The sequence below is a fragment of the Vibrio sp. 811 genome, assembly GCF_033339195.1.
The window spans coordinates 163,395-188,863 of the sequence record NZ_JAWOUB010000002.1 but is presented as its reverse complement, the minus strand read 5'-3'; the positions used below and the strand labels follow the sequence as shown (position 1 = coordinate 188,863).

General features: G+C 42.8%; 22 protein-coding genes and 1 riboswitch. Of the genes, 10 read left to right on the top strand and 12 right to left on the bottom strand.

The window, feature by feature from the left end; translation table 11 throughout:
- Positions 1–126: 126 nt before the first annotated feature.
- The 4 genes from R7Q46_RS04570 to metA all read right to left on the bottom strand — a co-directional run bounded on the left by R7Q46_RS04570 (position 127) and on the right by metA (position 5,326).
- Positions 127–2,283, bottom strand: coding sequence for an EAL domain-containing protein (locus tag R7Q46_RS04570; RefSeq protein WP_318077333.1), 2,157 nt, complete (start codon positions 2,281–2,283; stop codon positions 127–129).
- Positions 2,283–3,212, bottom strand: coding sequence for a phosphate/phosphite/phosphonate ABC transporter substrate-binding protein (locus R7Q46_RS04565; protein ID WP_137281932.1), 930 nt, complete (start codon positions 3,210–3,212; stop codon positions 2,283–2,285). Before R7Q46_RS04565 ends, R7Q46_RS04570 begins: the two co-directional genes overlap by 1 nt.
- Before the next feature lie 267 nt (positions 3,213–3,479).
- Positions 3,480–4,205 carry a type IV pilus biogenesis/stability protein PilW gene (gene pilW / locus R7Q46_RS04560; protein WP_017820928.1) on the bottom strand — a complete coding sequence of 242 codons (726 nt, stop codon included), beginning with the start codon at positions 4,203–4,205 and terminating at the stop codon, positions 3,480–3,482.
- A 179-nt stretch (positions 4,206–4,384) separates the two neighbouring features.
- Entirely contained in the window at positions 4,385–5,326 is a 942-nt protein-coding gene (gene metA / locus R7Q46_RS04555; protein ID WP_005377792.1) for a homoserine O-acetyltransferase MetA, read from the bottom strand.
- 340 nt (positions 5,327–5,666) lie between these two features.
- On the opposite strand from metA, the gene R7Q46_RS04550 reads away from it, so the two are divergent.
- The 3 genes from R7Q46_RS04550 (at position 5,667) to R7Q46_RS04540 (ending at position 7,883) form a co-directional block, all read left to right on the top strand.
- On the top strand, positions 5,667–6,053 hold the full coding sequence (locus R7Q46_RS04550) for a DUF6559 family protein (protein WP_005377791.1): 387 nt from the start codon (positions 5,667–5,669) through the stop codon (positions 6,051–6,053).
- 123 nt (positions 6,054–6,176) lie between these two features.
- The gene (locus R7Q46_RS04545; RefSeq protein WP_069593657.1) at positions 6,177–6,512 is read left to right on the top strand and encodes a DMT family transporter; all 336 of its coding nucleotides are present in this window, start codon (positions 6,177–6,179) and stop codon (positions 6,510–6,512) included.
- Between the two features lie 420 nt (positions 6,513–6,932).
- Entirely contained in the window at positions 6,933–7,883 is a 951-nt protein-coding gene (locus tag R7Q46_RS04540; RefSeq protein WP_137281935.1) for an LpxL/LpxP family Kdo(2)-lipid IV(A) lauroyl/palmitoleoyl acyltransferase, read from the top strand.
- 70 nt (positions 7,884–7,953) lie between these two features.
- Here the strand turns inward: R7Q46_RS04540 and R7Q46_RS04535 are convergent, their stop codons facing one another.
- Positions 7,954–9,426, bottom strand: coding sequence for a carboxypeptidase M32 (locus R7Q46_RS04535; protein WP_005377788.1), 1,473 nt, complete (start codon positions 9,424–9,426; stop codon positions 7,954–7,956).
- A gap of 223 nt (positions 9,427–9,649) precedes the next feature.
- On the opposite strand from R7Q46_RS04535, the gene R7Q46_RS04530 reads away from it, so the two are divergent.
- Positions 9,650–10,285, top strand: coding sequence for a LysE family translocator (locus tag R7Q46_RS04530; RefSeq protein WP_017820932.1), 636 nt, complete (start codon positions 9,650–9,652; stop codon positions 10,283–10,285).
- A complete protein-coding gene (locus R7Q46_RS04525; protein ID WP_318077332.1) occupies positions 10,285–10,851 on the top strand; it encodes a threonine transporter RhtB in 567 nt (188 codons plus the stop codon). Before R7Q46_RS04530 ends, R7Q46_RS04525 begins: the two co-directional genes overlap by 1 nt.
- Positions 10,852–10,969: 118 nt before the next feature.
- Here R7Q46_RS04525 and R7Q46_RS04520 read toward each other — a convergent pair whose 3' ends face one another.
- Positions 10,970–12,346, bottom strand: coding sequence for an alanine/glycine:cation symporter family protein (locus tag R7Q46_RS04520; RefSeq protein ID WP_005377785.1), 1,377 nt, complete (start codon positions 12,344–12,346; stop codon positions 10,970–10,972).
- A gap of 122 nt (positions 12,347–12,468) precedes the next feature.
- Positions 12,469–12,568, bottom strand: a riboswitch (glycine riboswitch).
- Between the two features lie 527 nt (positions 12,569–13,095).
- Between R7Q46_RS04520 and R7Q46_RS04515 the strand changes: the two genes are divergently transcribed.
- Together R7Q46_RS04515 and R7Q46_RS04510 are read left to right on the top strand one after the other, a co-directional pair.
- Positions 13,096–13,254 carry a hypothetical protein gene (locus tag R7Q46_RS04515; RefSeq protein WP_005377784.1) on the top strand — a complete coding sequence of 53 codons (159 nt, stop codon included), beginning with the start codon at positions 13,096–13,098 and terminating at the stop codon, positions 13,252–13,254.
- A gap of 31 nt (positions 13,255–13,285) precedes the next feature.
- Positions 13,286–14,020: a chromosome segregation ATPase gene (locus tag R7Q46_RS04510; protein WP_017820934.1), complete on the top strand. Its 735-nt coding sequence runs from the start codon at positions 13,286–13,288 to the stop codon at positions 14,018–14,020.
- An 89-nt stretch (positions 14,021–14,109) separates the two neighbouring features.
- On the opposite strand, the gene R7Q46_RS04505 is transcribed toward R7Q46_RS04510, so the two are convergent.
- The 6 genes from R7Q46_RS04505 to proV form a co-directional block, all read right to left on the bottom strand.
- Positions 14,110–14,493 carry a hypothetical protein gene (locus R7Q46_RS04505; protein ID WP_005377782.1) on the bottom strand — a complete coding sequence of 128 codons (384 nt, stop codon included), beginning with the start codon at positions 14,491–14,493 and terminating at the stop codon, positions 14,110–14,112.
- Between the two features lie 99 nt (positions 14,494–14,592).
- A complete protein-coding gene (locus tag R7Q46_RS04500; RefSeq protein WP_005377781.1) occupies positions 14,593–14,958 on the bottom strand; it encodes a VOC family protein in 366 nt (121 codons plus the stop codon).
- Between the two features lie 146 nt (positions 14,959–15,104).
- Positions 15,105–17,054 carry an LTA synthase family protein gene (locus R7Q46_RS04495; protein WP_206959193.1) on the bottom strand — a complete coding sequence of 650 codons (1,950 nt, stop codon included), beginning with the start codon at positions 17,052–17,054 and terminating at the stop codon, positions 15,105–15,107.
- Positions 17,055–17,247: 193 nt separating this feature from the next.
- Positions 17,248–18,255 carry a glycine betaine/L-proline ABC transporter substrate-binding protein ProX gene (gene proX / locus R7Q46_RS04490; RefSeq protein ID WP_005385703.1) on the bottom strand — a complete coding sequence of 336 codons (1,008 nt, stop codon included), beginning with the start codon at positions 18,253–18,255 and terminating at the stop codon, positions 17,248–17,250.
- Positions 18,248–19,333, bottom strand: coding sequence for a glycine betaine/L-proline ABC transporter permease ProW (gene proW, locus R7Q46_RS04485; RefSeq protein ID WP_318077331.1), 1,086 nt, complete (start codon positions 19,331–19,333; stop codon positions 18,248–18,250). The genes proX and proW overlap by 8 nt, the downstream gene beginning before the upstream one ends.
- A 4-nt stretch (positions 19,334–19,337) precedes the next feature.
- Positions 19,338–20,525, bottom strand: a complete 1,188-nt coding sequence (gene proV, locus R7Q46_RS04480; RefSeq protein WP_270007313.1) for a glycine betaine/L-proline ABC transporter ATP-binding protein ProV — start codon at positions 20,523–20,525, stop codon at positions 19,338–19,340.
- A 439-nt stretch (positions 20,526–20,964) separates the two neighbouring features.
- Here proV and R7Q46_RS04475 point away from each other — a divergent pair, with 439 nt between their 5' ends.
- From R7Q46_RS04475 to R7Q46_RS04465, 3 genes are all read left to right on the top strand, one after another.
- Positions 20,965–22,845 carry a DUF294 nucleotidyltransferase-like domain-containing protein gene (locus tag R7Q46_RS04475; protein ID WP_005377775.1) on the top strand — a complete coding sequence of 627 codons (1,881 nt, stop codon included), beginning with the start codon at positions 20,965–20,967 and terminating at the stop codon, positions 22,843–22,845.
- Positions 22,845–23,591, top strand: coding sequence for a 3'-5' exonuclease (locus R7Q46_RS04470; RefSeq protein ID WP_318077330.1), 747 nt, complete (start codon positions 22,845–22,847; stop codon positions 23,589–23,591). Before R7Q46_RS04475 ends, R7Q46_RS04470 begins: the two co-directional genes overlap by 1 nt.
- Positions 23,592–23,783: 192 nt before the next feature.
- Positions 23,784–25,442, top strand: a complete 1,659-nt coding sequence (locus R7Q46_RS04465) for a BCCT family transporter (protein WP_005377772.1) — start codon at positions 23,784–23,786, stop codon at positions 25,440–25,442.
- The last annotated feature ends 27 nt before the right edge of the window (positions 25,443–25,469 follow it).

The following is a 25,469-nucleotide window of genomic DNA, read 5'->3' as shown; positions in this document are numbered from 1 at the left end:
GTAGTTTATTTATCTCAGATGTTAGATTTTAAGAGAAAATTCATATTAATGAGGTGGGGGAAGTGTGACCGATATTGCATTACGAGTACTAACGCGCTAAGCGGCAATAGTTAACAAAACGGCGTTCTAAGCAAAGTGATTGACGCTTTGAGCGCCATTCCCTCGTTGGTATTCAAATGCAATCAATTCCTCGGCAGGTACAGGTCTACCTAAGAAAAAACCTTGTACGACGTCACAGTGGAGAGACTCCATTCGTGTGAGCTGAGTTTGAGTTTCTACGCCTTCGGCTACTACTTTCATTCTTAGGTTGTGAGCCATGGATACAATCGCGCGAACTAATGAATCGTCTTGATCGCTTTTTCGGATTTGAGCGATAAATGAACGATCAATCTTGAGCCCGTCAAAAGCCATATGTTGTAGGTAGGCAAGGGCTGAATACCCCGTACCAAAGTCATCTAGCCAAACTTCCACTCCGATACTTTGTAGTTTTTTAAGCACATATTGAGCTTTCTCTGTATCATCAATAAAAAGTGACTCTGTCACTTCAACATGAATGGTTTGAGGGGCGACATCATGTCGTCGTAAATACTTAGAAAATAATTGACTTAAATCTTGGCGATAGATTTGCCTTGGGGATAAATTTAATGCGATGTGAAAATCAGTACCGAAATGTTCTGCCCACATTGCCCGCTGAGCAACTGCTGTCTCAATGATATGTTCTCCAAGCTCCAATATTAAATCACTTTGCTCTGCGATCGGGATAAACGATTCTGGACTGATATAGCCTTTCTCGGGATGATTCCACCTAACCAATGCTTCGACCCCAATTAGGCGATAGGTTTTTAGATCAAATTGTGGTTGATACCACAGCTCGAATTGAGACAAGTCACGTACTGAACGACGCAGTTCTCGTTCTATGTATAAACGTTGTTTAATCGTTTCATCAAACGTGGAATCGTATATCGTCATAATGTCTTTACCGCGTCTTTTAGATTCCTGCGCCGCAAGAGAGGAAAGCTGTAAAAGAGACTCAGCGTTTGAACCAAATTCTGGATACACAGCAATTCCGAGGCTTGCCGTAATTTGAATATCGTTCTCTTCCAAACTAAAGGGAGAGAGTAGTTGGCGATGAATAGCGTGCGCTTTTTCTGTAGCTTCATGATTGTCCGAGCACGGAAAGGCCAGTACAAATTCATCCGCACCTACTCGACTTACGATGGTAGAAAGGCGGTAAAGCGGCTTAAAATAACTCGGCAAACGGCCTTGAAGCTCTGAGGCAAGATGGCCTAGCAATTTATCCCCAATGTTATGTCCATAGTTATCGTTAATGTGCTTAAAGTCATCCAAGTCAATAAACACAACCGCGAGTGAGGGGGATTTGTGGTCAGTTATTTGCGTTTGAATATCAATGAGTAACTTTTCTCGGTTTGGCAGGGAAGTCAGAATATCGTGGTATGCCATGAACTCAACTCGGCTGGTGTATCGGTTCACTTTGTTTGACATTTTGTTGTACGCTGAAATAAGTTCTCCCACTTCATCTTTGCTTTGTATGTCGGTGACTGGCAGCGCTTGGGTATTTGACTCTGAAAATTGATCTTTTAGTTGCTTGAGTGGCTTAGTTAACGACCGCCCCAAAGCATAAGCGATGATGCTACCGAATAGAACGGATATCCCACTGATCGTTAGCAGCAAGTTAAACATCTTCTGTTTATCGTTTGAGGTAATCGCTTGGACTTGTTCAATGTTCTGTTCTTTCTCTTCCAGTAGGTGTATCAAGTTAAGCTCAAGATACACCGCCCCAAGAGTAATGTTTGATTGCTGAATCGGCGCTGCGATCTCCAACTGATGCTTGGAAAAGGAAACGAGAGTTCTAGATTCTTCTATTGCTTTCAAAATAAAAGGAGAGCGGTAATGAGGTTGGGCAAACATCCTTAGCTGAGTAGTGCCGTCGTGAAAGATTAGCCCTTCATTGTCAACAACATGTATTTTCGAGACATCTGGCTGGCTCAATGTTGCCTTAATTTGCTCATACGCTTGACTGATATTGTCTGTATAGAGTGGATCAAAAAGCTGTTTTGATAATAGCTCTGCATAAACCAACCCTTTTTGCTTAACGTAAGATTCTGTTTTTTCTTGAGAGTTGTTCGTGATTTGTTGAGTTAAGCTATTTGAATATGCATCGTAACCGTGCATGTATAACGCAAGATTTATCACCACAACAAACAAGACAACGAACATTGTCGAGCAAATGTATTTGGTTTCGAGTGAGAGCTTTTGAAACATCAATCCACCTTCGGTAATAAGTGAACTGACTTGCGCACTGTACTTAAGGAGGCTCGCATTTCTGGAGTAAGCGCGCTGAATTTTTTGGTGTTCTGAAACTTTTTAAGTGCGAGAGAGCCTTCGTGAGTTGTATCCATATCAAGCAGTATGGACGTGATTTTACGCTGTTGCTCTAGGCTCATGCTTGGAGAAGCGAGAATCAAATCCCTGGGTATTTCAACAGAACGAGAAAAAATCGCTAGTTTGTCTTTCATGTTCTCTGGCAAATCTTTGGGATTGTTCCAGTTGAAGTTACTGAATGCTCCTGCTGCAACTCTCTGTTTATATACCCATACAGATAGGTTGATTTCATTTGACTGAGCGAGTTGCTCATCAAGGAATAAATAACCAATGCTGTCTTTGGCCGGTTTGTCATCAGGAGAGGGAAGGTATTGCAGTTTTTCTCCGTGATTCAGCAATGTAATCGCAGGTAGGTAATAGCTGCTGGTAGACGTGCGCTTTTCGAAAACAAGCGTTTTTCCGCGCAGGTCAGAAAGTGACTCAATGCCACTCTCTTTATTAGTAAAGAACACCGTATGATATTTTTGCAGGCCTTTTTTCCATCGTATAGCAAGGATTTGGCTATTAGACTCCTTTTCTAAGGTCATCGCATTAAAGGGGGTCGCCGTTGCAATTTGAACGGTGCCATTTTCAAGCGCAACCGCGAGCTGACGATAATTTTTAAATACCTTTACCGCCCCTTTTGCGTAACCATATTCAGTCATATTTTCAGTTACATACTGAGTAAGGGGCGTCGCTTTTTTGATTTTGCTTTGGGCTTTATTGGACACAATGCCAAATGTGAATGTTTTCTCAATATTTTCTTGTGCACTGACAACAAAAGGTGAACTCAGCAAAGTGAGTAATAACAGAGTGCAGGCAGGTTTCATCCGGCTTCAACTTCCTTCTGGTGCATGTCAGTAATATTTAGTATTTATCAATGTGCCGAAATCAATCTTAAAAACAGTATGATGTACAAATTTCGTTGTGTGCGCAATTTTTATAATGTGACTTGGTCACTTATTCCGTTCAAATAGTACCGAATTTGACGTTTATGTACAGGATGAATGTATCACCGTGAGTCTGAATTCACTGGATTCTTGGTCAAGCGCTGTATTGGCTGTGAGCTAATGCGCCTTATGTATCGCTATTTTGTACTAAGAAAATTTTTCCAATTGTTTTTGATACTTTTTCTCGAGAGCTTCATTGCCTGCTGCACGTTCAAGTTGAATCATGAGTTGCAAAGAGGGCTTCTTCACGCCATACATTTGATTGAATCTCATTAATCGAATTCTAGCTTCAGTATAATCACCGCTATCAATTTCTATTTTAGCGAGTTGCAAAATCGATTTTGGTCTATGAGGGTCATGATCGATAGCTCTAGTAAAGTAGTATCTCGCTTTGTCTTTATCTTGTGATTTTAGCGCACAAAAAGCTGCATTCTCATAGCTCGCTGGAATAAGGTAGTAATAAGGCTGCTCAATGGCTCGATTAAACATCTGATCGGCTTTTTCGAAGTCACCTCGCTTGCAAAGAAAAGTACCGTAGTTATTGAGCACATTTCCGTTTTTAGTGTGTTGGCGTAGAGAGCGTTTATACATCTGTTCGGCTTTAATATCTTCACCAACCGTTTCGTAGTAGTGAGCCATAGATAATTGCGCGCGATAGTATTGAGGTGCGTGGTTTAAGGCTTGTTGTAAGTTATCATGCGCGCGAATCATGTTACCGCCGTCTAAATAACCTAAGCCAAGTGCGATACGTGATTCTGCCATTGCCACAGGATCGGCTTTAACGACAGGGCTTCCATCTTCTTTCACCGTCACGCAACCCACGAGTGCAAACTGAGACAATAATATTAGTGCACCGAGCTTTGCTGTTTTCATTCTTTATCCCTACATCCCTGAATCTTTCTGCATGATATGAATTACTTAGCAAAAGCCTATTGAGGAAAAAACACTATGCGATCAGGTTTGCAAACTGTTATGAAAAAGCCGCCATATGGCGGCTTGGTTCACATATTGCATTTCGGTAATGATGAGTGCTTTGTTTGCTTATTTTGAAGCTAATCGTCTTTAGTGAAAGCATCTTCACTGAAGTGATCGAGGTCGTACGGTGTTTGCTGATAAACACAGTAGTTCAGCCAGTTTAAAAAGAGGAGGTGTCCATGGCTTCTCCAGCTTGCAATTGGTGGGTTATCTGGGTTGTTGTTTGGGTAATAGTTGACAGGAATAGCGGGCTCCATACCTTCGCTTAAATCTCGGATATATTCATTATGTAAGGTGTGAGAATCATACTCAGGGTGTCCTGTGACAAAGACATTGCGTTTGTCTTTTGTGGTGGCTAAGTACACACCTGCGACATCCGATGTCGCTAAAATGTCTAAGTCAGTATGCTCTTCTAGAAAGTGAGGCGAAAAATCTGCGTAACGCGAGTGAGGAGCCAAAAACGTGTCATCAAATCCGCGTAAGATAGGGTGAAATTGATGATGGATTTGATGATGATACACGCCTGAAAGTTTTTCTTTACGCGTTTTTTTAGGTAGATCGTAGAGTAGCTTTAACCCTGCTTGCGCAGCCCAGCAAACATAAAGAGTGGATGTCACATGATCTTTTGCCCACTCCATGATGGTTTTGAGATGATCCCAATAAATGACATCTTCAAATTGCACCAAACCTAATGGAGCCCCAGTAATGATCATGCCATCGAAGTTTTTATCTCGCACCATTTCAAATTGGCGATAAAACGTGTCTAAATGTTCAGTTGGCGTATTTTTACTCGGGCGGTTATCAATGCGCAGTAATTCGACGTTAACCTGTAGTGGGCTGTTTGAGAGTAGACGCAGAAACTGAGTTTCAGTCTCTATTTTTTTTGGCATCAGATTAAGGATCAGTACTCTTAAAGGACGTATTTCCTGACTCGCTGCACGCGTTTCACTCATCACGAAGATGTTTTCTGTCCTTAATACATCGGTAGCTGGTAATTGATCTGGAATTCTAATTGGCACGACTTTCTCTCCCTAAGTATAGTCAATCTAGACGTCTATACTTCTAAAGCTAACTTAATTAAGTTTAGATGTCGATACGAAATCCGACTTTTCAATCTACTCTTTACATTATGGTAAACCGTACTCGGGGTTGTCACACAATTGTGACTAAAGCAGAGTTTCTGATGAGATAGGTTTGAAACGCAGTGTGTACTATTTGCTGGTAATTATGCGATCACGTTAATATGTGAAGGTGACTTCGTAGTAAGGAAGTCTCAAATTAATGAGCCATACTAAAAACAATCAGCTCACCATTTTGCATTAATGTGCATATTTGGAAACATCGTCAGTGGAGGACATTATGTTCGGTATTTTCAAGAGAAAGACAAAGATTCAGAGCATCGCTCAAGAAGTTCCTTGCGTGCTACTGCATTCGTTTGGTGATAAAGACATTTATACGCCGGAAGAGATTGATCAAGCTCTTCAAAAGCTGGGTTATGATAAGAGCAAGGATATCAGTCATTATCAGTATGCGTATGGAATGTTTGCCGATGAAGCCTCTTACGAGCTCCTAGAACTAACGGATGAGCTAGGTAATTATGGTCATTTCCAACGTGAAGTAGGTAAGATGCTACTCAATACACCTGAGCCGATTGATATGCATATCTACTTTGAAATTTCTCGTCAGCACCAAAACGTCAGCCTTTCACCTGGTCATCAAAAAGTAAGCGAAAGTGATGGTGTGTAAACATCGTTAGTGGTATTCCATCGTGAGATGAGTTGGGTATAATGCGCGGCCTAATTATCCGGACATGTTGTCGGTTACATTTCTGTTGAGCGTTAATGCCTTATGTTCAAAATGCTTGTCTCTATGCCACCAATGTTGGCGCTGTCGATCGCGATTGTATGTGAAGTGATTGCCACTTCTTATATTCCCAAAACAGAGCAATTTACGAAAGTAATGCCGAGCACAGTCGTTTTGATTGGTTACGGCATCGCTTTCTTCTTGCTTTCCGTCACAGTGCAAACAATGCCTGTTGGGGTTGTTTATGCCATATGGAGTGGTGCTGGGATCGTTTTGGTTGCGACGGTTGGTTACTTTGTTTACGGACAGCGTCTAGACTTACCAGCCCTAGTTGGTATTGGGTTTATCATCGCTGGTGTGTTGATCGTAAATTTATTATCCAAAACAGTAGGGCACGAATAACGCCACTCTACTTGTTAAGTGAATAAGAAGCCGCAGCGAGAAATTGCTGCGGCTTTTTAGTGCAAATTCAATCGCTAATGGCGAGTATTGATATGACGTCTTATTGTTGTATTCATAACGGTCGCATTATGTGATTGAAAAATAGACATTATTTAGCGCATTGAAAATACAAAGTTATGTTTCTTCAAACTTTAGGAAAGGGCAGTAGATAAATCACTCCGATAGATGTTAACGTGGCGACTCATCTTTACTGCTTTTTCATTCCCTACATATTTCTGCAAAGTTCTTATTGTGTAGTGTGTCGAAGAACCATAGAATCCGCGCGCTTTAATTTATGTTATTAGCGTTATCAATGATAAAAGTGCAGTCCATTATCATTGTTTTTATCACTTATAGATGGGCACATCTGACAATACTTACATGAACAAATACAAAAAGCCTGCTTTCAAGGCCGAATTTCTTTTGCCTCGTTACTGGGGAACGTTAATTATCATTAGCGTGATGTACTTACTTAGCCTCCTTCCTTTTAAAGTTCAACTAGCTTTGGGACGCAACATTGGTCGTTTAGCTATGCGATTCATGAGAAAACGTCAAGTTACGATCAGACGCAATCTTGAGCTTTGCTTCCCTCATATGGAAAAATGCCAACGCGAAGCAATTCTAAAAGACAACATCGACAATACTGGCATCGCACTTTTTGAGACCGCAATGGCATGGTTTTGGTCAGATAAACGGGTAAACAAACACGTCACGATAAAAGGCATGGAGCATCTAGAGGCTTTAGAGAAGTCAGGCAAAGGTGCATTAATGTTGGCCGTACACTCAATGAATCTAGAGTTAGGTGCTCGAGCTTTTGGCATTAAAAAGTCTGGAACCGGTGTTTATCGCCCAAACAATAATCCGTGCTTTGATTATTTTCAGTATAAGGGACGCTCTCGCTCTAATCGTACACTGATTGATCGTAAAAACGTCAAAGCCATGCTTGAAGCACTTAAAACGGGTGAGCGGGTTTGGTATGCACCGGACCACGATTATGGTAACCGACGCTCGACATTTGCACCGTTATTTGCCGTTAAAAATGCTTGTACTACGACAGGCACAAGTTTGTTGGTTGATTCTACAGATTGCGCCATTGTGCCTTTTACGATGGTAAGAGGAAAAGACGGACACTATACCCTAACCATTAGTGCGCCCGTCGAAGGTTTCCCGAAAGAGGATCATCAACGCGCCGCCGCATTCGTGAATCAAATAGTTGAAACATCAATCATGGCAAGTCCGAGCCAGTATATGTGGCTTCATCGTCGGTTTAAAACTAGACCAGAGGGTGAGGACTGTTTGTACAAGCCTAGGCTCATCCCTAGCTTGGCATAACACATAGAGAGCCTACAAAAAGCCCAAGGAACATACGAACCTTGGGCTTTTACTTTCTATTCTTTTCGCTTTATAAGTAGCGATCTTTTAGGTGAGCTTGAAAGTGTTTAGCATTCAGTGTTTCACCCGTGGCTTGTTTTACCAATTCATCAGTGGTGAATAAGCTACCTTTACTCCAGATGTTTTCCGAGAGCCAATTGAATATCGGAGCTAAGTCGCCAGAACGAATAACCGCATCTACATCGACGGTTTGTTTCATTGCTGCCATAAATTGTGCAGCGTACATCGCACCGAGCGTGTAGGACGGGAAATAGCCAAAACTTCCGTCTGTCCAATGGATATCTTGCATACAGCCATTTTTGAAGTTTCCTTCGGTTGATAGCCCCAAGTACGCTTTCATCTTTTCGTTCCAGAGTTCTGGTACATCTGTATGTTTGATGACGCCGTTCATGAGATCTCGCTCAATTTCATATCGAAGAATAACGTGAGCAGGATATGTTAGTTCGTCAGCATCTACGCGAATAAAGCCTTTTTCTACGCGAGTGTAAATTTTGGCTAAATTGTCTTTTTCGAATTCACTACCAGAAAAATGGTTAGAAGCCAGTCGAGCGAGGTGATCGATAAACGCGCTGCTTCGTCCTATTTGCATTTCAAAGAAGAGTGATTGTGATTCATGAATACCCATAGAGCGAGCTTCTCCCGCGGGTGTTCCTGATAAATCTTTTGGTAGCCCTTGCTCGTATCGAGCATGGCCAGTTTCGTGGACAATCCCCATCAATGATTGGACAAACTCGTTTTCATTATAACGTGTCGTAATACGCACATCTGTCGGTACACCGCCACAAAATGGGTGGGTACTCTCATCAAGTCGACCGTGTTCAAAATCGAATTGAAGTAGCTTCATGACTTCCAAACCGAGCGCTTTTTGCTTTTCCGCAGGGTAGTGCGCAGTTGGCAATAAGATGTTGTCTGATTGTTGTTTTTCAAGCGCTTCATCGATCAAAGTAGGAAGCCAGGTTTTCACGTCAGCAAAAAGAATGTCTAACGACGCAGACGTTGTGCCAGGCTCATAAACATCGAGCATGGCATCATAAGGAGTCGTGCCATTTGCTTCGGCTCTAATTTGCGCTTCTTCCTGCGATAGCTTTACGACTTCAGCCCAGTTCTTTTCAAAACCAGCCCAGTCGTTTTCTCCACGCTGTGTACGCCATGCATGTTCACATTTGGAGCCAGCAAGAGATTGAGCTTGAACTAATGATTCTGGTAGTAAGTTAGCTTGCTGCCACCCACGCTTCATTTCTCTTAGGATAGATTTTTCTTTTGTAGACAGCGTCTCTTCTTCTGCCTGAGCGAAAAGCTCTCCCAAGTGCGGTTGAGTCATTAAAGAATGGATATGTACATCGAGCTCTGCCGTGGCATTCGAGCGTGCTTCAGCGCCACCAGGTGGCATGACCGCTGCTTGATCCCAATCTATGATGGCAGATAGATGCTCAAAATTTGCCACTTTTTTGGAATGTTCAACGAGTTTTGTAAATGCGTTCATGTGACTACTCTTATTCTTTTGTTCTTTCCCTAAACACCCGATAACGGGTCCTTCATATGGTGTTGCACTAAGCAACCTGCGTTAATTTACTAATAATTAACAATTAACTCCAACCCATTGTCCATAAACTCACCCAGTTGTATAGCTCTCTTAAAAAAGAAGCTTGCGAATCTTGTGGATTGGCGGTATTGATGAAGGATTGACAATTAATTATCACGATAATATGGATATTTTGAATTTCGAGGCATTTATTATTGCCATTACGATTTTAACGTTAACGCCAGGTTTAGATACTGCACTTGTTATCCGTAACACTAGCCGCTCGGGCCTAAAAGATGGATGTACAACCAGTCTAGGGATTTGCTTTGGCTTATTCGTACATGCTTTTTTTTCTGCGGTTGGTATCTCGGCGATTCTTGCGCAATCAGCAGAGTTGTTCCAAATCGTAAAAATGATTGGCGCGGCTTATCTTATCTGGCTTGGTTTGAGCAGTTTAAAAGCGCTAATGTCGTCGAAAGATGGATTGACCGTGACCGAGCAGATTCACGAAGTGTTTAATGGTAAGCGCTCTTTTAGAGAGGGCTTTCTTTCTAACGTCTTGAACCCAAAAACGGCGGTTTTCTATTTGGCTTTCTTGCCACAGTTTGTGAATCCAGAAGGTTCACCCTTGCTTCAATCAATGATGATGGCATCTGTACATTTTGCTATTGCGATGGTTTGGCAGTGTGGTTTAGCTGGCGCGCTTAACTCGGCTAAAAATCTACTAAAGAATGCAAGCTTTATGAAGTGGATGGAAGGCGCGACGGGCGCAGTATTAGTCGCACTTGGTGTGAAGTTATTGATTGAAAAACCCGTTTAATGCGTAATATTTATCGATTGTTGATACTACTCGCTTTATTTATTGTGGGGGTAGGTGCCGCTGTTGTTTGGCATACGTGGCCACAAGTACAGTTTGCGCAACGCGGCATGATCTGGTCTTGGCACTGGGGCTACTTCGAGCCTTTTGCTAATGGAATACAACAAACGCGAACTCAAGATACTAAACAGTTATTGCTCAGGCGTGTGTATTTGCATGACGCTATTGTCGTTTTTGTTTCGACAACTATGGACAATAAATTTGAGGTTGACGTTGTAAAAGAGCAAACCTGTGAACCTAAAACGACGACTTGGGCATCGGTCTCTGTCAATCATCAACGTGTCAGGCATGTACCTATGGTGTGCGATGCGTTTGGGCAAGGCTACTTTTATCGCTACATCGGGAAACATCTGGAATCGATTGAGGTTGGTGTCGGCGACTCGTTTGTAACAGAAGCATTTTTAGACTGGCCGCTATCAGAGTTGAAAGCGGATCAATTCAAGCAAAAAAATGCGAAGTTTTTTGAAGAACGTGGAGAAAACGTTGAGCATCAATGGTTGAGAGATTAACCATTTAACCGAAGATAAATAAAGCCCGCTAAATAATAGCGGGCTTTGTGTTTTTACCATTTCTAATGTGTTTTGCTCTCTGTGACTGACAGTTTATGACCGCAAACCTGCCGTTTCATTAAGCTTTCACTGCTTCAACTTCACCTGATTGCGATGTTGAGCTAAAGAACAGTTTGGTTTCTGCCAGCACGACGTGACGCAGTGCGATCAAACCAATTAGGTTAGGAATTGCCATCAGACCGTTTACGATATCAGCCAGTAGCCAAATCATATCGAGGTGAAGGAATGCACCAGATGCCACCAAGCCAACGAAAATCAGTTTGTATGGAAGCACAGCTTTAGTTCCGAACAGGAACACAACGCAACGCTCACCGTAGTAGTTCCAACCAAGAATGGTGGTAAAAGCGAAGAACATCAAACCGATTGAGACGAGCATAGGGCCAAATGTATCTGCATTTAAACCCACCGCAAAAGCATGAGTCGTCATCGCGGCACCAGCAAGGTCACTTTGCCATGCACCGGTCAGGATTAGAGCAAGGCCTGTCATGGTACAAATAATGATGGTATCGAAAAAGGTACCCGTCATTGAAATTAGGCCTTGTTTAACACAAGAGTCTGTCTTCGCTGCTGCTGCTGCCATAGGCGCGCTACCCAAACCTGATTCATTTGAGAACACACCGCGAGCGATACCTGATTGGATTGCCAGCATGATGCTTGCACCTAAAAAACCACCCGTCGCTGCTGTTGATGTAAAGGCTGAAACCAGCACTAATTCAACGGCATTGAACAATTGGTCTGCATTCATGATGATCACGCTTAAACACGCCAACACATAAAATACAGCCATGGTAGGAACCACTTTTCCTGCAACGTTAGCAATGGATTTGATGCCACCCAAAGTTACGAAAGCAACCAAAAGAGTTAGTACAAAGGCAGATAGCTCACGGTTAACACCAAGAGATATCTCACTTGCATCCAGAATCGCGTTTACTTGTGGAAACGTACCGATACCAAAACAAGCAACACCTAAAGCAAACACAGCAAACATGATCGCGAGAGCTTTTGAGCCAACACCGTATTGCAAGTAATACATTGGGCCACCAATCATTTGGCCTTTATCATCGACTCTTCGGTACTTAACCGCCAACAAACATTCGGCGTATTTAGTCGCCATTCCGAAAAGGGCAGCGAGCCACATCCAGAATAGAGCGCCTGGTCCACCGAGTTTGATTGCTGTGGCAACACCAACAATGTTACCAGTACCAATTGTTGCTGAGAGTGCAGTACAAAGAGCTGCAAAGCTAGAAACGTCACCTTGAGTATTAGATGACTTATCTTTACTGAATACCATCGCTAGCGCTGTTGGGAGGTGTTTAAACTGGATCAAGCCAAGGCTAAAAGTGAAGTAAACACCTGTACCCACTAGCAAAATAAGCAGCGGTGGACCCCAGACAAAATTATCGATGGTTTGTAGTAAAGATTGTAGGTTGTTCATGATTTCCCCTTAATAAAACAACTAATAAGGAGAAGAGGGAAAGGACGAGATCAACGATCTCGAAAAGAACTAAGCTATTGGTTGTAGGCGGGAAGGCCAAGCAAAATAGTTAGGTTGTAACTTTCCACTCCTCTGTCCTTTTGCCTGAGAGTTTCACCTTGCGTGAGTGCAAGACTTGCTCCTTCGGCGACCGATTTAACGGTTCTCTCCAGAGGTTCCTCCAACTACAGTCCCCGCTACCTAGGTAGCACCTGAAATAGTTAATTCTTCGGCGAGTTATGCTAATCAAATGTTAAAATTTGATTAATAACCACTCTCCTGCAGTCTTCATCGGAACAATTACTCAATTAAATGAGTAAAGGTTAGTTAATGATGCTGGTCATCATTAACGTGTGAACTCTATCATGTTTTTGGTCCATTTCAACACCCTATGTCAATTTATTTTCAATGAAATAACCTCATCAATTTTCATGAAGGTATGTTTGCCAATCTTTTTGTGCGAGTCACGGCATAAATAAAATTTATTGGGTTAGGGAATGGAACCCAAAAACACTTCAGAACGATAAATGTGTTTCGATTGTTACGACATAAGTTATTCAATTAAGGACACAAAATTGATTAAAATCGGAGCACTTATTTTAAAATCTACGCTAAGTTGACCTTATGGTACGTATAAATGGGTTACAATGAATCTTTGTGAAACAGTCTACGGACCTAGGCAGTTTTTCATGAGTGGACAAGGAGGCGGTATGACCAGATTATTAGCCATTGCGGTGTTGATTGCAGTAGCATTTGTGCTGTTTCGTTATCGAACCAATGAAAAAGTCCAAAAAGCGACCGTTATAACATTAATTGGCGCATTTCTGATTTATACAGCATCAATTATGTTTGCGGAATTGATCCGCTAGCAAAGTAAAAGAGTCCTTGGAGTAGTATACGGTGAGTTCTCAGAACAAAATGGAAGAGCAAGACGACGTAGTTGTCATTGAAGAGCGTGACAAACGTACGCATATCTATATCGCAATCGCTGCGGTGTTAGGCTTGGCATTTGGTGGCCTTGTTGGATCGGTTGTCACTGCGAACAAGTGGGAATCGACTTACCACGTATTAGAAGAAAAGTATCAAGCACTAACGCAAGATAAAACCCAGTTGGCATCTCAAGTAAAAGTGCGTGAAGAGGCGCTTGACCAAGAAATACAAAACCAAGTTAGTGAGTTACTTGCCGCGAAAGACGAAGCGCACCAGAAAGCACTTAAGAAGTTGCAAAAGCAATTGACTGAGGTCGAGAAGGTCAACTTGTCACTAGAGTCTCAATTGAAGCAGCAGGCAGATAAGATCAACACGACGAAGTCAGAAAATGAGAAGCTGAGTCGTCAAGCGGATATGCAAGCGACTATGTTTGAGCGGTCCCGCGAAGTATTCCAGAAAGAGCTAAAAATTTCGCAAGAATTAGAGTCTCTCGAGAAAGAACGGTCGAAATTATTACCTAAGATTGAGAAACTCAAGAAAGAGTGTGACGTATTTTTAGAAGGCAAATCTTGGGACGTGAAGTCGGACGCGTGTGATAAACATGATGAAGCTAATTCACGACTAAGTCAGGTCGATCAAATGATTGAAGTCTATAAAATGGACCTCAAACAAATCAAAGCAATAACGGAAGATATCGGCCTTTAAGTCTTTTGTATCCGGTTTTGAAAAGCAAAAGGAGCTCTTTAAGAGCTCCTTTTTCGTTGTTAGCTATGACTTTTAGCCTGTCGCGTATATTAGATTCGTGAGGCGTCATAGCCTGAGGCGAGCAGGAGCTCTCGTTCGTGTTTAATCAGCTGAGCTCGATCTTCAATTAGTTCATTGAGTGCTTGAGATGGCTTACCTGCTAATGCTTTGAACGAAGCAAAAGATTCCGCGGTGTCGATTTTATCAATCATCTGACTGATGACATTACGAGCCTCACACGGGTTACTCGTCGTTGTAAAGTATTCTACTTGCTTTGCTGCCGATTTCATCTCAGTTAATAGCTCAAGCGGGCTACTTTCTTTGGCTACTGCCATGTAGTTATCCAGCACGCGCTTTGCATAAAGCAGTTCTTTGAGGGGGATATCTCTTCCGCTCTCGATTAGGGATTCGCTAAGGATCATACTTGAGCTCATGGGCATTCCTTCTTATTACTACGCCGCTTTTGATGTTTCCTTGAGTCTAATTTATTGAAGTCACATTGGGAATGGGTAAAAAGCATTTTTAACGCATTTTTATTCATTTATGAAAACACGAATGCGATGCTTATCTGGATCGATAGCCATAAAATTTAACCCATACACTGATGTCGCTGGTGGTTGAACAAACTCAACACCTAGGTCTTTCCAGCGCTTGTAAATGCGCTCTAGCATATGACTATTGGGCACCGATAAAGACAACTCGGTGCCACCACCTCTAATTCCGCTGTAGGGTGAAAGATTATCTCTTTGCTTGAGTGTCAACGTTAAGCCTTCGGTCAGTGGAATAGCGGCGAAGGTTGGAGACAACTGCGTGACTTTGCGTTCGAACAGTTTCGAATAAAAAACTTGGCTTATGTGGATGTCCTCAACGTAGAGAACGAATGAATTGATAGTCAGCATGGTTTGTTCCTTAATCAATTAGAAATAGTAGGGGCAATCTAACGGAAAGGAACGACAGGAGTTGTCAGTAGAACATTCTCGAAGGTAAGTGACAGAATAAGAAAAAGGAGCCGTTTAGCTCCTTTTTATCAGCGGAATCATTGGTATTAATGAGTGTGTTTGGAAGAATACCAGTTGTTTTGATACGCTTTAGATGCAAATAATGCGTTTGCTTTTGCACGCTCGATAATAGACTCGTCCACCTCTAGCGGCTTCATGGTTTGGTCTTTAAAGTCGTACGCCAGGGTCGATATCTTTTCACCAGGGGAAAGCACAACGAGATTGTCGCGCGTTAAATAACCAAAGTTTTTGTCGTATTGCATCATTGCGCGCTCATCTTCGCGAGCTAGTGGCTTCGTTAAATCACGACCAATCATCGGTGTTTTAGCATCTACCCCAATTAGAGATAACAGTGTAGGCGGCATGTCGATGTTGTTTGCTATGCGGTCATCTTTACGTGGTTGAATGCCTTTACCAAGGATCAATGCTGGAATGTGAAAGTGCTTAACCGGAACAAGGTTAGCGCCAGAAACACGTGCATCATGATCTGCAATTACAATGAAAATGGTATCATCCCAATAAGATGACTTTTTCGCCTTTTCAAAGAAAGTGCCCAAAGCGTAATCGGAATATTTTACGGCGTTGTTACGCGTCATATGTTCTGAATCGTATGGCTCAATTTTGCCTTTCGGATACTCATAAGGGCTATGATTACTTGACGTAAAAACTAAGCTAAAGAAAGGTTTGTCGCTTTTTGAAAGGCGTTCAAACTCTTCGTTTGCTTTGTTATATAGATCTTCATCACTAACACCCCAAGAGCCAACAAAGCTTGGGTTGTTATAATCATCTTCTTCTACTATTTGATCAAAACCGTTACCAAAGAAGAAAGTTTTCATGTTGTCAAAGTTGGCTTCACCGCCGTAAATAAATTGCGTGTGATAGCCTTGAGCTTTCAGTAAGTCCGCGATGGTAAAGAAACCCGTTTGGCTTTTACTCAGCTTCACTACCGCGCGAGAGGGAGATGGAGGAAAGCCCGTGGTTACGGCTTCAATTCCACGAACAGAACGAGTACCAGTGGCGTACATTTGTGTGAACTGCCAACCTTCCTTCATGAGTTCATCAAGGTTTGGTGTTAGAGGCAAACCACCCAAAGCACCGACAAATTGGGCGCCTAAGCTTTCTTGTAGCAAAATCACTAAGTTTTTATGTTTACCCTGGTAAGTCGCGGGGTTACTGTTCATGGTTGGGAGTAATGAAGGGGTGAAGTCGGACTTTGTTGATGAAGTGCGAACTAATTCCAACATCTTTTGAGTGTCCATTTTTCCGTAGAACTGCTCCGCGCTCTTTTCTGACTTCATGCTATTAACCGCAAACAACAATGAGTAAGATGAGTTCAGTGCTAAGTCGTTAAGCAGTGGATCGTTAGAAAAGGCGACCATAGCAGGATTTAGCGGGCGGTGACCTAAAGATGAGCGAGCACCTGCAACCCCAAAAAGAACAACGAAAAGTGCCAATAGTGGTCGCCATTTCCAGTTGACCTGCTGCGCCTTATCGGTCAGTTTCTTACTCCACTTCCAACCTAAAGTGATGGTTAAAACTGTACCTAACGCACCAATAAACAGTTCTAATTTGTAGCCAGTCCAGAGCATACTCAAGACTTCTTTTGGGTAGATTAAGTATTCCACAAACAGGCGGTTTGGACGTAGGTCGTATTCCTGAATGAATGGCGCTGTTGCGAGCTCCATGTATACAAGCACCCAAAGCCCTAAAACCATCCATATGCGTAATATTCGCTTCCAACACTCTCCCATCTTACCGGTTAATGGCATGAAGGTTGAAAACAGTGCTGGAAGAATAAATAACCAGCAAAGCGTTGCAATATCTACGCGCAAACCTTGACCTAGGATATAAATTAAGTCGTTTAGAGAGTCAATACGGTCAATCTGCCAAAAAGCTAGCAAAACTCTTGAGATAGACAGAAATAGAAGCGAAAACAAAGAAAAGGCAGCAATTGGCTGCAAAGGCCCCCACACAGAGCTCTTTGATAAGTTTTTCATATTTATTCGAATAGTTTAATTGTTATGTTGTGTTGTTTTTAGCAAAGCAAGCGTGAAATAAACGTGAATTATAATGTGGGTTTATGGTCGAGTAGTGTAAGTGTTGGTATGTCTATGTAAGGGGGAGGGGCGTTTGTGTAAAAAAGAGCCAGTTGATAACACCAACTGGCTCTAGAGGTTGATAAAGGCATGATTACATTGCGGCTTTCTTCGCTTCTTCGACCCATGCGTCGAACTTTTTCTGGTTCGCTTTGATCCAGCCATTTACATGAGACTCGATGTCCGCTGAGCTGTTCTTACCTTGGCTCATCATCATATTCTGAGCACTAACATCATTGATATTTAGTTTGATGATTTCAAACAGCTTTGCAGCAGCAGGGTTGTTTTCTGTAAACTCTTTATTGGCAACGATGCGCATAGAGTTCATCTCGAAGCCGTAGTTCTTACCGTTCTCTAGTGTTGTATCAATGTCCTTACGCTCACCAGGAAGTGAAGAGAATGGCACTTCTAACCACACAACATCTTTCCCCGGAACTAAAACGCCACTTACCCAGTACGGTGTCCAAGTGTAGTAAAGAATCGGATCGCCTTTTTTGTAACGTGAGATTGTATCAGCGATAATCGCCGCGTAGTTACCTTGGTTGTGTGTTACTGTGTCACGAAGTTTGAAAGCATCCAACTGATGCTCAACAACCATTTCACAACCCCAACCTGGGTTACAACCAGTTAAGTCCGCTTTGCCATCGCCGTTTGCATCGAATAGCTTCGCCAATTTTGGATCTTTTAACTGACCAATGTTAGTGATGTTATATTTTTCCGCGGTTTTCTTATCGATCAAATAACCTTGCGCAGCACCACTTACGTATTGGCCTTTACGGAAGAACTTATCATCACCGCCAGACATCGTGTACTTATCGGCGTGAAGAGGGAACCAACCAACCGCTAAGAAAGTAGCATCACCTTTAGCAATAGAGGTGTAGCCTACGTTGTAGTCCACTTCTTTGGTCGGTTTAACATCGTAACCAAGCTCTTCAAGTGCGCGGTTTACGATCAACGTTTGAAATGTTTCTTCTGCAACGGTTGATTGAACAGGCTGAACAGTGACACCTTCACCCGGTAGTTCACTTGCCACACCATAAGTTGAAAATGCGATAGTACTTAGAGCTCCAACAGAGAGCGCTTTCTTCCATGAATTATTCATTGATGTTTCTCCTAAGTTTTAGATCGTCTTGGTTCGTCTTTGTTTTCAGTTTCAATAGGTATGAAACAGGACCTGTGTGATACCAGCGAAGTTTAGTGTTGCCCGCATTAACCCCTAACACCTGGGTGATACGGTCTAACAAAATCGCAAGAATAACGATGCCTAAGCCACCAACGGCAGCAAGACCCATATCAAGTCGGCCAATACCACGAAGTACCATTTGGCCTAAGCCGCCAACAGCAATCATTGAAGCAATCACTACCATAGAAAGTGACAGCATTAAGGTTTGGTTTACACCTGCCATGATAGTTGGTAACGCCAACGGTAACTGGATGCGATAAAGCATCTGTTTTTTGTTTGCCCCGAAAGAGTGGCCAGCTTCGATAAGCTCTTCAGGTACTTGCTGAATACCCAAAATAGTCAGGCGCACAACGGGAGGCAGGGCGAAAATGATCGTTACTACTACGCCAGGAACGTTACCAATACCAAACAACATAACAATTGGCACAAGGTAAACGAACGCGGGAGTCGTTTGCATTGCATCTAATATTGGCCTAACAAATTTGGCAGCGGTTTGGCTCCTTGCCAACCATATCCCCATTGGTAGCCCTATAAGCAAACAGAAGAAAACGGCGGTTAACACCAGTGCTAGCGTTGTCATCGCTTGTGACCACGCACCAATTAGGCCGATGAAAACAAGGGATACAAGAGTAGAAAAACCAAGTTTTACATTGGAAAACTGCCACGCTAGCAAAAATAAAATGAGTACCATTATAGGCGCAGGTGTAGACACCAAAGCAGTTTCAAACGACGTTAGAATAAAGTCGATTGGAACTCGTATTGCTTGGAAAACAGGTCGACCATGTTCCACCAGCCAGTTCAAACCGGACTCTACCCAGCTATCGAGGGGTAAAACCGCATCTTGGAATGGGTTCATAATATCGAATGGCGCTTGCTCTACAGTTTCTGAGTTGAGCCAATCATTACTTGGCGTGGTCTCTGTACCTTGCGGCCAAGGATCATCTTGCGCAGGAGCAGTATTTGACCAGGGATCATTGTTAGTTTGCTCTGAAGACATCGTGTTAATCCTTATCTAGTGTTTGTAGAAGACGTGATTTAGTCACGACACCAAAGTAAGTTCCTTTCTCATCTACGACAGGCACGGCATAAGGAACACCAGCAACCAGACCCAAAATGTCATTAATTGACTGATCAGGCTGAAGAGTAACTTCATCCGGTAATTGAGCACTGGCTAACGAACGGTTTTCTTTATGAGCCAAACGTAGTGAATCAAGAGATACGATGCCGGAATATCGGCTAGATTTATCGACGACAATGCCGTAATCACGGTCGTGTTCCATCAGAATCTGCATCGCAGAGCCTGGACCGTCATTTTCCGATTTCTTAAAAACAGCCGCTGGCTTCTTGCGCGCGATATCTTTTGCTGTCAAGACACTTGCGATGTTTACGCCGCGGAAAAACGCTTCGACATAATCATTTGCTGGACTGTGTAATATTTCATCAGGTGTACCAACCTGAACAACCTCACCGTTTTGCATGATGGCGATACGGTCGCCAATACGCATTGCTTCATCCAAATCATGAGAAATGAAGACAATTGTGCGTTTGTCATCGTTCTGTAGACGAATAAGCTCATCTTGCATCTCAGAACGGATCAATGGGTCTAAAGCGGAAAACGCCTCGTCCATTAATAGGATGTCTGGATCACAAGCTAACGCTCTCGCTAAACCAACGCGCTGTTTCATACCACCGGATAGTTCGTCAGGGAAAGATTCTGCATAAGGGTCTAAACCCACTCTTTCTAAGGCGGAAAGGGCACTTTTCTGACGCTCATTAACGTCGATGCCGGCAAGTTCTAAACCAAAGGCGGCATTTTCAATCACCGTCATGTGTGGCATGAGTGCGAAACTTTGAAACACCATTGAGATATTATTACGACGAACTTCTCGAAGTTCATTTTCGGAGATGTGGGCGATATCTCTTCCTTTGAGATAAACACTACCTTTAGTCGGCTCAATGAGCCGGTTAAGAAGTCGAACAAGGGTGGATTTCCCGGAGCCAGAAAGGCCCATGATTACGAAAATTTCCCCTTCATTTATGGTGAGAGATACATCGTTTACGCCGACTGTTAAACCTGTCTGTTCAAAAATACCGTCTTTATCGACGCCTTTGTCGATAAGCGAGAAGGCTCTCTCTGGGTCTTCTCCAAACACTTTATACAGTCCCTTAACTTCCAGTATGGGATCCATGTTATCTGTCCTTTTTCGTGTGTTTATAACTGTTTAACGATTTGTACTCTAATTAATTTTAGTTCAACTTTCAACGAAAGGGGGGTGGTTAACTAGTTCTGCTGTGCATAGAGAGTTCGTTGAGCAAGGTATGTTCAATTCTTATTTTTTATATTTAAAACAATTGCTTGCGATGTGTTTTTATCCGCCATAACGTTGCCCTGACGTAGGGTTGAATTTATTTTGAATTTTTTTGTACATTTCAACTCAACTCGCTTGCATAGATATAAGCTGTGATAGCTTAGAACTCTACATGTAAAAAGGTTAGAGCTCTAATTTTTGATTAAGACTTGGTCCTGTGAAATCGGTTAGGTACTGTTATCCTTAGATTTATTTTATTGCTTGATTTCACTCAGGGTGATATTTATCGCTGTAGTTTAGGCAACGTATGGAATAAAAAATGGAAGCCGAACAGTTAGAAGTGCTCAATTTCATTAGCCAGTACCCACCTTTTGATGACCTACCTGAAGAGCAGCTTAGAAAAATTGCTCTCAATGCCGAGGTTGCATACTTTCGGCAAGGAACAAAAATCCTTAACTTCGGAGATACGATCCGCGACTTGTATATGGTGAGAAGTGGGGCGGTAGAGATTTATCGACGTAAAGGTGAACTCTATAACAGGATTGATGCTGGTGGACTGTTTGGTCAGATGGGGTTGTTGATGAACAACCGCGTACGGATGCCAGCCAAAGCGATAGAAGACACTCTCGTTTACTGTATTCCGGAAAACATCTTCAATGAACTTTGTGATGAGTTTGAAAACTTTGCGGACTACATGGAACTGGAAGATAGCGCGCGTTTGCGAAGCGCAATATCTAGCCGCTCCGAAAGCAATGACTTTACCACCGCTAAGGCACGTAAAATCTTAGCAAGAGATCCAGTAACTCTGGAGGCAACGGCTTCAATTCAGGAAGCTGCGATACTAATGGCAGAGGAAAATGTCACCTCTCTGCTCATTATTCGCCCGACAGAGGAACTCACAGAAGAAGATGATGAACAGCTGCTTGGAATATTGACTGATCGCGATCTTTGCATTCGCGTACTAGCTCAAGGTATTGATACCAATATTCCAGTGAGTGAGGTCATGAGTTATGACGTGGTTTCATTGGATTATAACGCCTATGTGTTTGAGGCCATGTTAACCATGTTGCGTTACAACGTGCATCATTTACCAATTTTAAAAGATAAAAAGCCGATAGGAATTATTGGCATGACGGACATCGTTCGTTACGAATCTCAGAACAGCCTATTGCTAGTGAGCTCTATTTTTCAGCAAACCAGTGTCGAGGATCTCAAGCAGGTTTCTGAACAAGTAAAAGACTGTTTCGTAAGAATGGTCAATGAAGATGCCAACGCGCACATGATTGGTCGAGCCATGTCGGTTATAGGCAGTAGTTTCAAACAACGCCTCGCTGAATTAGCTGAGCAAGAGTTCGGCCCAGCGCCCATTCCTTATTGTTTAGTCGCAATGGGTTCAATGGCGAGGGATGAGCAGCTAATTGTAACGGATCAAGATAACGCCCTTATTCTCGATAACAGTTATGACGTTGAGATTCACGGAGAGTACTTTGAAAAGTTTGCTAAATTTGTTTGTGATGGTTTAGCGGCATGCGGCTATGCTTATTGTACTGGAGACATTATGGCTACCAACCCAGAATGGCGAAAAACTCGTGCAGAATGGGAAGAATGCTTTGGAAACTGGATAGACAATCCAACCCCTGAGAGATTGTTAAATAGTAATATCTTTTTTGATCTCCTCGGTGTGCATGGGCGAGTGAAATGGGCGGAGCAATTAAGCAGCTTTATTGTGAGACGAGCGAAAAGAAATAACCGCTTTCTTGCTTGTATGGCGTATAACGCAATACGTAGGACGCCTCCACTGGGCTTTTTCAAAGACTTTGTGATGGAGAAAGATGGTCGTCATCGCAACTCGATTAACTTGAAGCGAAGGGGGACGGCTCCGTTGGCCGATTTAATACGGGTGCATTCTCTGGCAATCGGTTCGCGATCGCAAAACTCTTTCGACCGTTTAGATGACATTAATGATGCTGGCATTTTACCGAAAGGTCGAGGTTTGGATTTAAGGGATGCGATGGAGCTAATCTACATGGTTCGAATTCGTCACCAAGCCCTTGATATAGAAAATGGAGAAGAGCCAGACAACAATATTGAGCCGGAGAACATGTCTGAATTTGAACGTCGAAACTTAAAAGCAGCATTTCAAATTCTAAGTAACGCTCAGAACTTCATTAAGTTTCGATACCAGAGAAGTAGCAAATAATGTGGTTCTCAAAAAAAGTAGAAAAAGAACAGCTGTTGTTGGATACATCCCAGACGCCAGAGTGGTCAATGTTGTTCAAACAACTAGCTAAAGAAGCGAAAGACGAGAGGCTCAAACGCTACTATTCGACACCGATGGTTAATGGGGAAACACCAATTGAACAAGTGCCATTTGTCTCGGTAGACTTTGAGACAACAGGATTGAACTCGGAAGAGGATGTCATTCTCACGATCGGACTTGTGCCGTTCACTATTGATCGTGTTCAATGTAATGGTTCTGCTCATTGGGTCGTTAACCCAAACAGAGAGTTAAACCACGAGTCTGTCATTATTCACGGTATCACTGACTCTGAGGTTAAAAACGCGCCGCAGCTGTCTCCGATCTTGGGTGAAATATTGGATGCGTTGTCAGGCAAAGTGGTACTTGTTCACTACAAGAACATTGAAAGGCAGTTCTTTAATAACGCCTTGCTAAATAGCATCGGAGAGGGGATACAGTTTCCTGTTGTTGATACGTTAGATATTGAGTATGCGATACAACGCCGTGAATGCAGAGGTTTTATCAATAAGTTGAAAGGCAAGAAACCCGGTTCTGTACGATTAGGGCACGCTCGTGAAAGATATGGCCTCCCTGCTTATCAACCTCACCATGCCCTGACGGATGCGTTAGCAACTGCGGAGCTGTTTCAAGCACAACTGCAGTATCACTTTAATCGAAACATGCCAATATCTTCGGTTTGGCAATAGGCGTTATTTATGGTGAAAACAATAAAATGCAATGAGAGATAGGGGGCTTTAAGATTATGATGGCGGATTGAGTAACCGCTTATAAGAACAATGTTTTATGAACATGTGCTTGGTAGTGATGAAGACGTTTCATTACTCGAACTCCGACGAAAGTAATTTAAACTTGGTCACGTATTTTTAAGGAGATTATCCGTGAGCACCGATAATAACGGTGGCATTCAACGCCCCGATGGAAAAGTAAACGCAATAGATACTGACTATCAAATTGGTCAGGATAACGTTGCGCTAAAGGTAGGCCCATTTGGCCTTGATATTCACAACCGTGTTTTTGCAATTTCTGGCTTAGCAATCGTCATGTTTGTTGTGATAACACTATTATTCCGAGAACAGGTAGAGCCGTTTTTTGCAGACCTACGAGCGGGTTTGTTACACAATTTAGACTGGTTTTTTCTCGCTTCAGGTAATATTTTTGTCATTGTCTGTGTCGGATTGATCTTCACACCATTGGGCCGTGTGCGAATCGGTGGTACTGAAGCAACACCGGATTACTCCTATGCCGGATGGTTGGCAATGCTATTTGCTGCAGGTATGGGCATTGGTCTCGTATTCTTCGGTGTATCAGAACCGATGTCCCATTTTAGTTCTGCGATTGGTGGCGTGAGCGTTGAGAATGGTGTACGTACTGACTGGGCACCGCTGGGTGGTGCAGAGGGCGATGCAACTGCAGCTTCGGCATTAGGGATGGCTGCGACGATTTACCACTGGGCACTTCATCCGTGGTCAATATACGCGCTCTTGGCTCTTGGACTGGCTATCTTTTCATTTAACAAAGGTTTGCCACTCACCATGCGCTCAATTTTTTACCCTTTGTTTGGTGAGCGTGTATGGGGTTGGACTGGTCATATTATCGATATTCTTGCAGTGGTAGCGACGGTTTTTGGTTTAGCAACATCGCTAGGCTACGGTGCGTCTCAAGCCGCAACGGGTTTGAACTTCCTGTTTGATGTCCCAATGACCAATACCACGCAGGTTATATTGATTATTGGTATTACTGCGCTCGCTTTAATCTCTGTTGTGGCTGGACTCGATAAGGGCGTGAAAATCTTATCTGAAATCAACATGGGTCTTGCAGCGCTGCTATTGCTATTTGTTATTGTTGTTGGCCCGACGATTGCGATTTTAACTGGTTTCTTCGAGAACATCGTTTCCTATGTGGCTAATATCCCTGCCTTATCTATGCCATTTGGACGAGAGGATGTGAATTACTCTCAAGGCTGGACGGCGTTTTACTGGGCGTGGTGGATTTCTTGGTCACCATTTGTGGGTATGTTCATCGCACGTGTGTCTCGCGGTCGTTCAGTTCGTGAGTTTATTATTTGCGTTATTCTTATCCCATCTTCAGTTTGTGTGTTATGGATGACGGCTTTTGGCGGTAACGCAATTAGCCAATACGTTAATGATGGCTACGAGGCGGTGTTTAACGCAGAACTACCTTTAAAACTTTTTGCCATGTTAGATGTTATGCCATTGGCTGAGATAACATCTTTTGTCGGCATTATCTTAGTCGTGGTGTTCTTCATTACCTCTTCTGACTCAGGATCACTGGTTATTGATACTATTGCTGCGGGCGGTAAGGTCGATGCACCAACGCCACAACGCGTGTTCTGGTGTACGTTTGAAGGTTTGGTTGCGATTGCATTGATGTTGGGTGGTGGTCTAGCTGCTGCTCAAGCAATGGCGGTGACGACTGGTTTACCATTTACTATTGTTTTGCTTGTTGCAACGGTATCTTTGATAAAAGGTTTGATGGATGAACCTCGTCCAAAGGCGGTTTCTAAGAAATCAAAATAACTAGTATCAGCAGTTAAATTATTGATA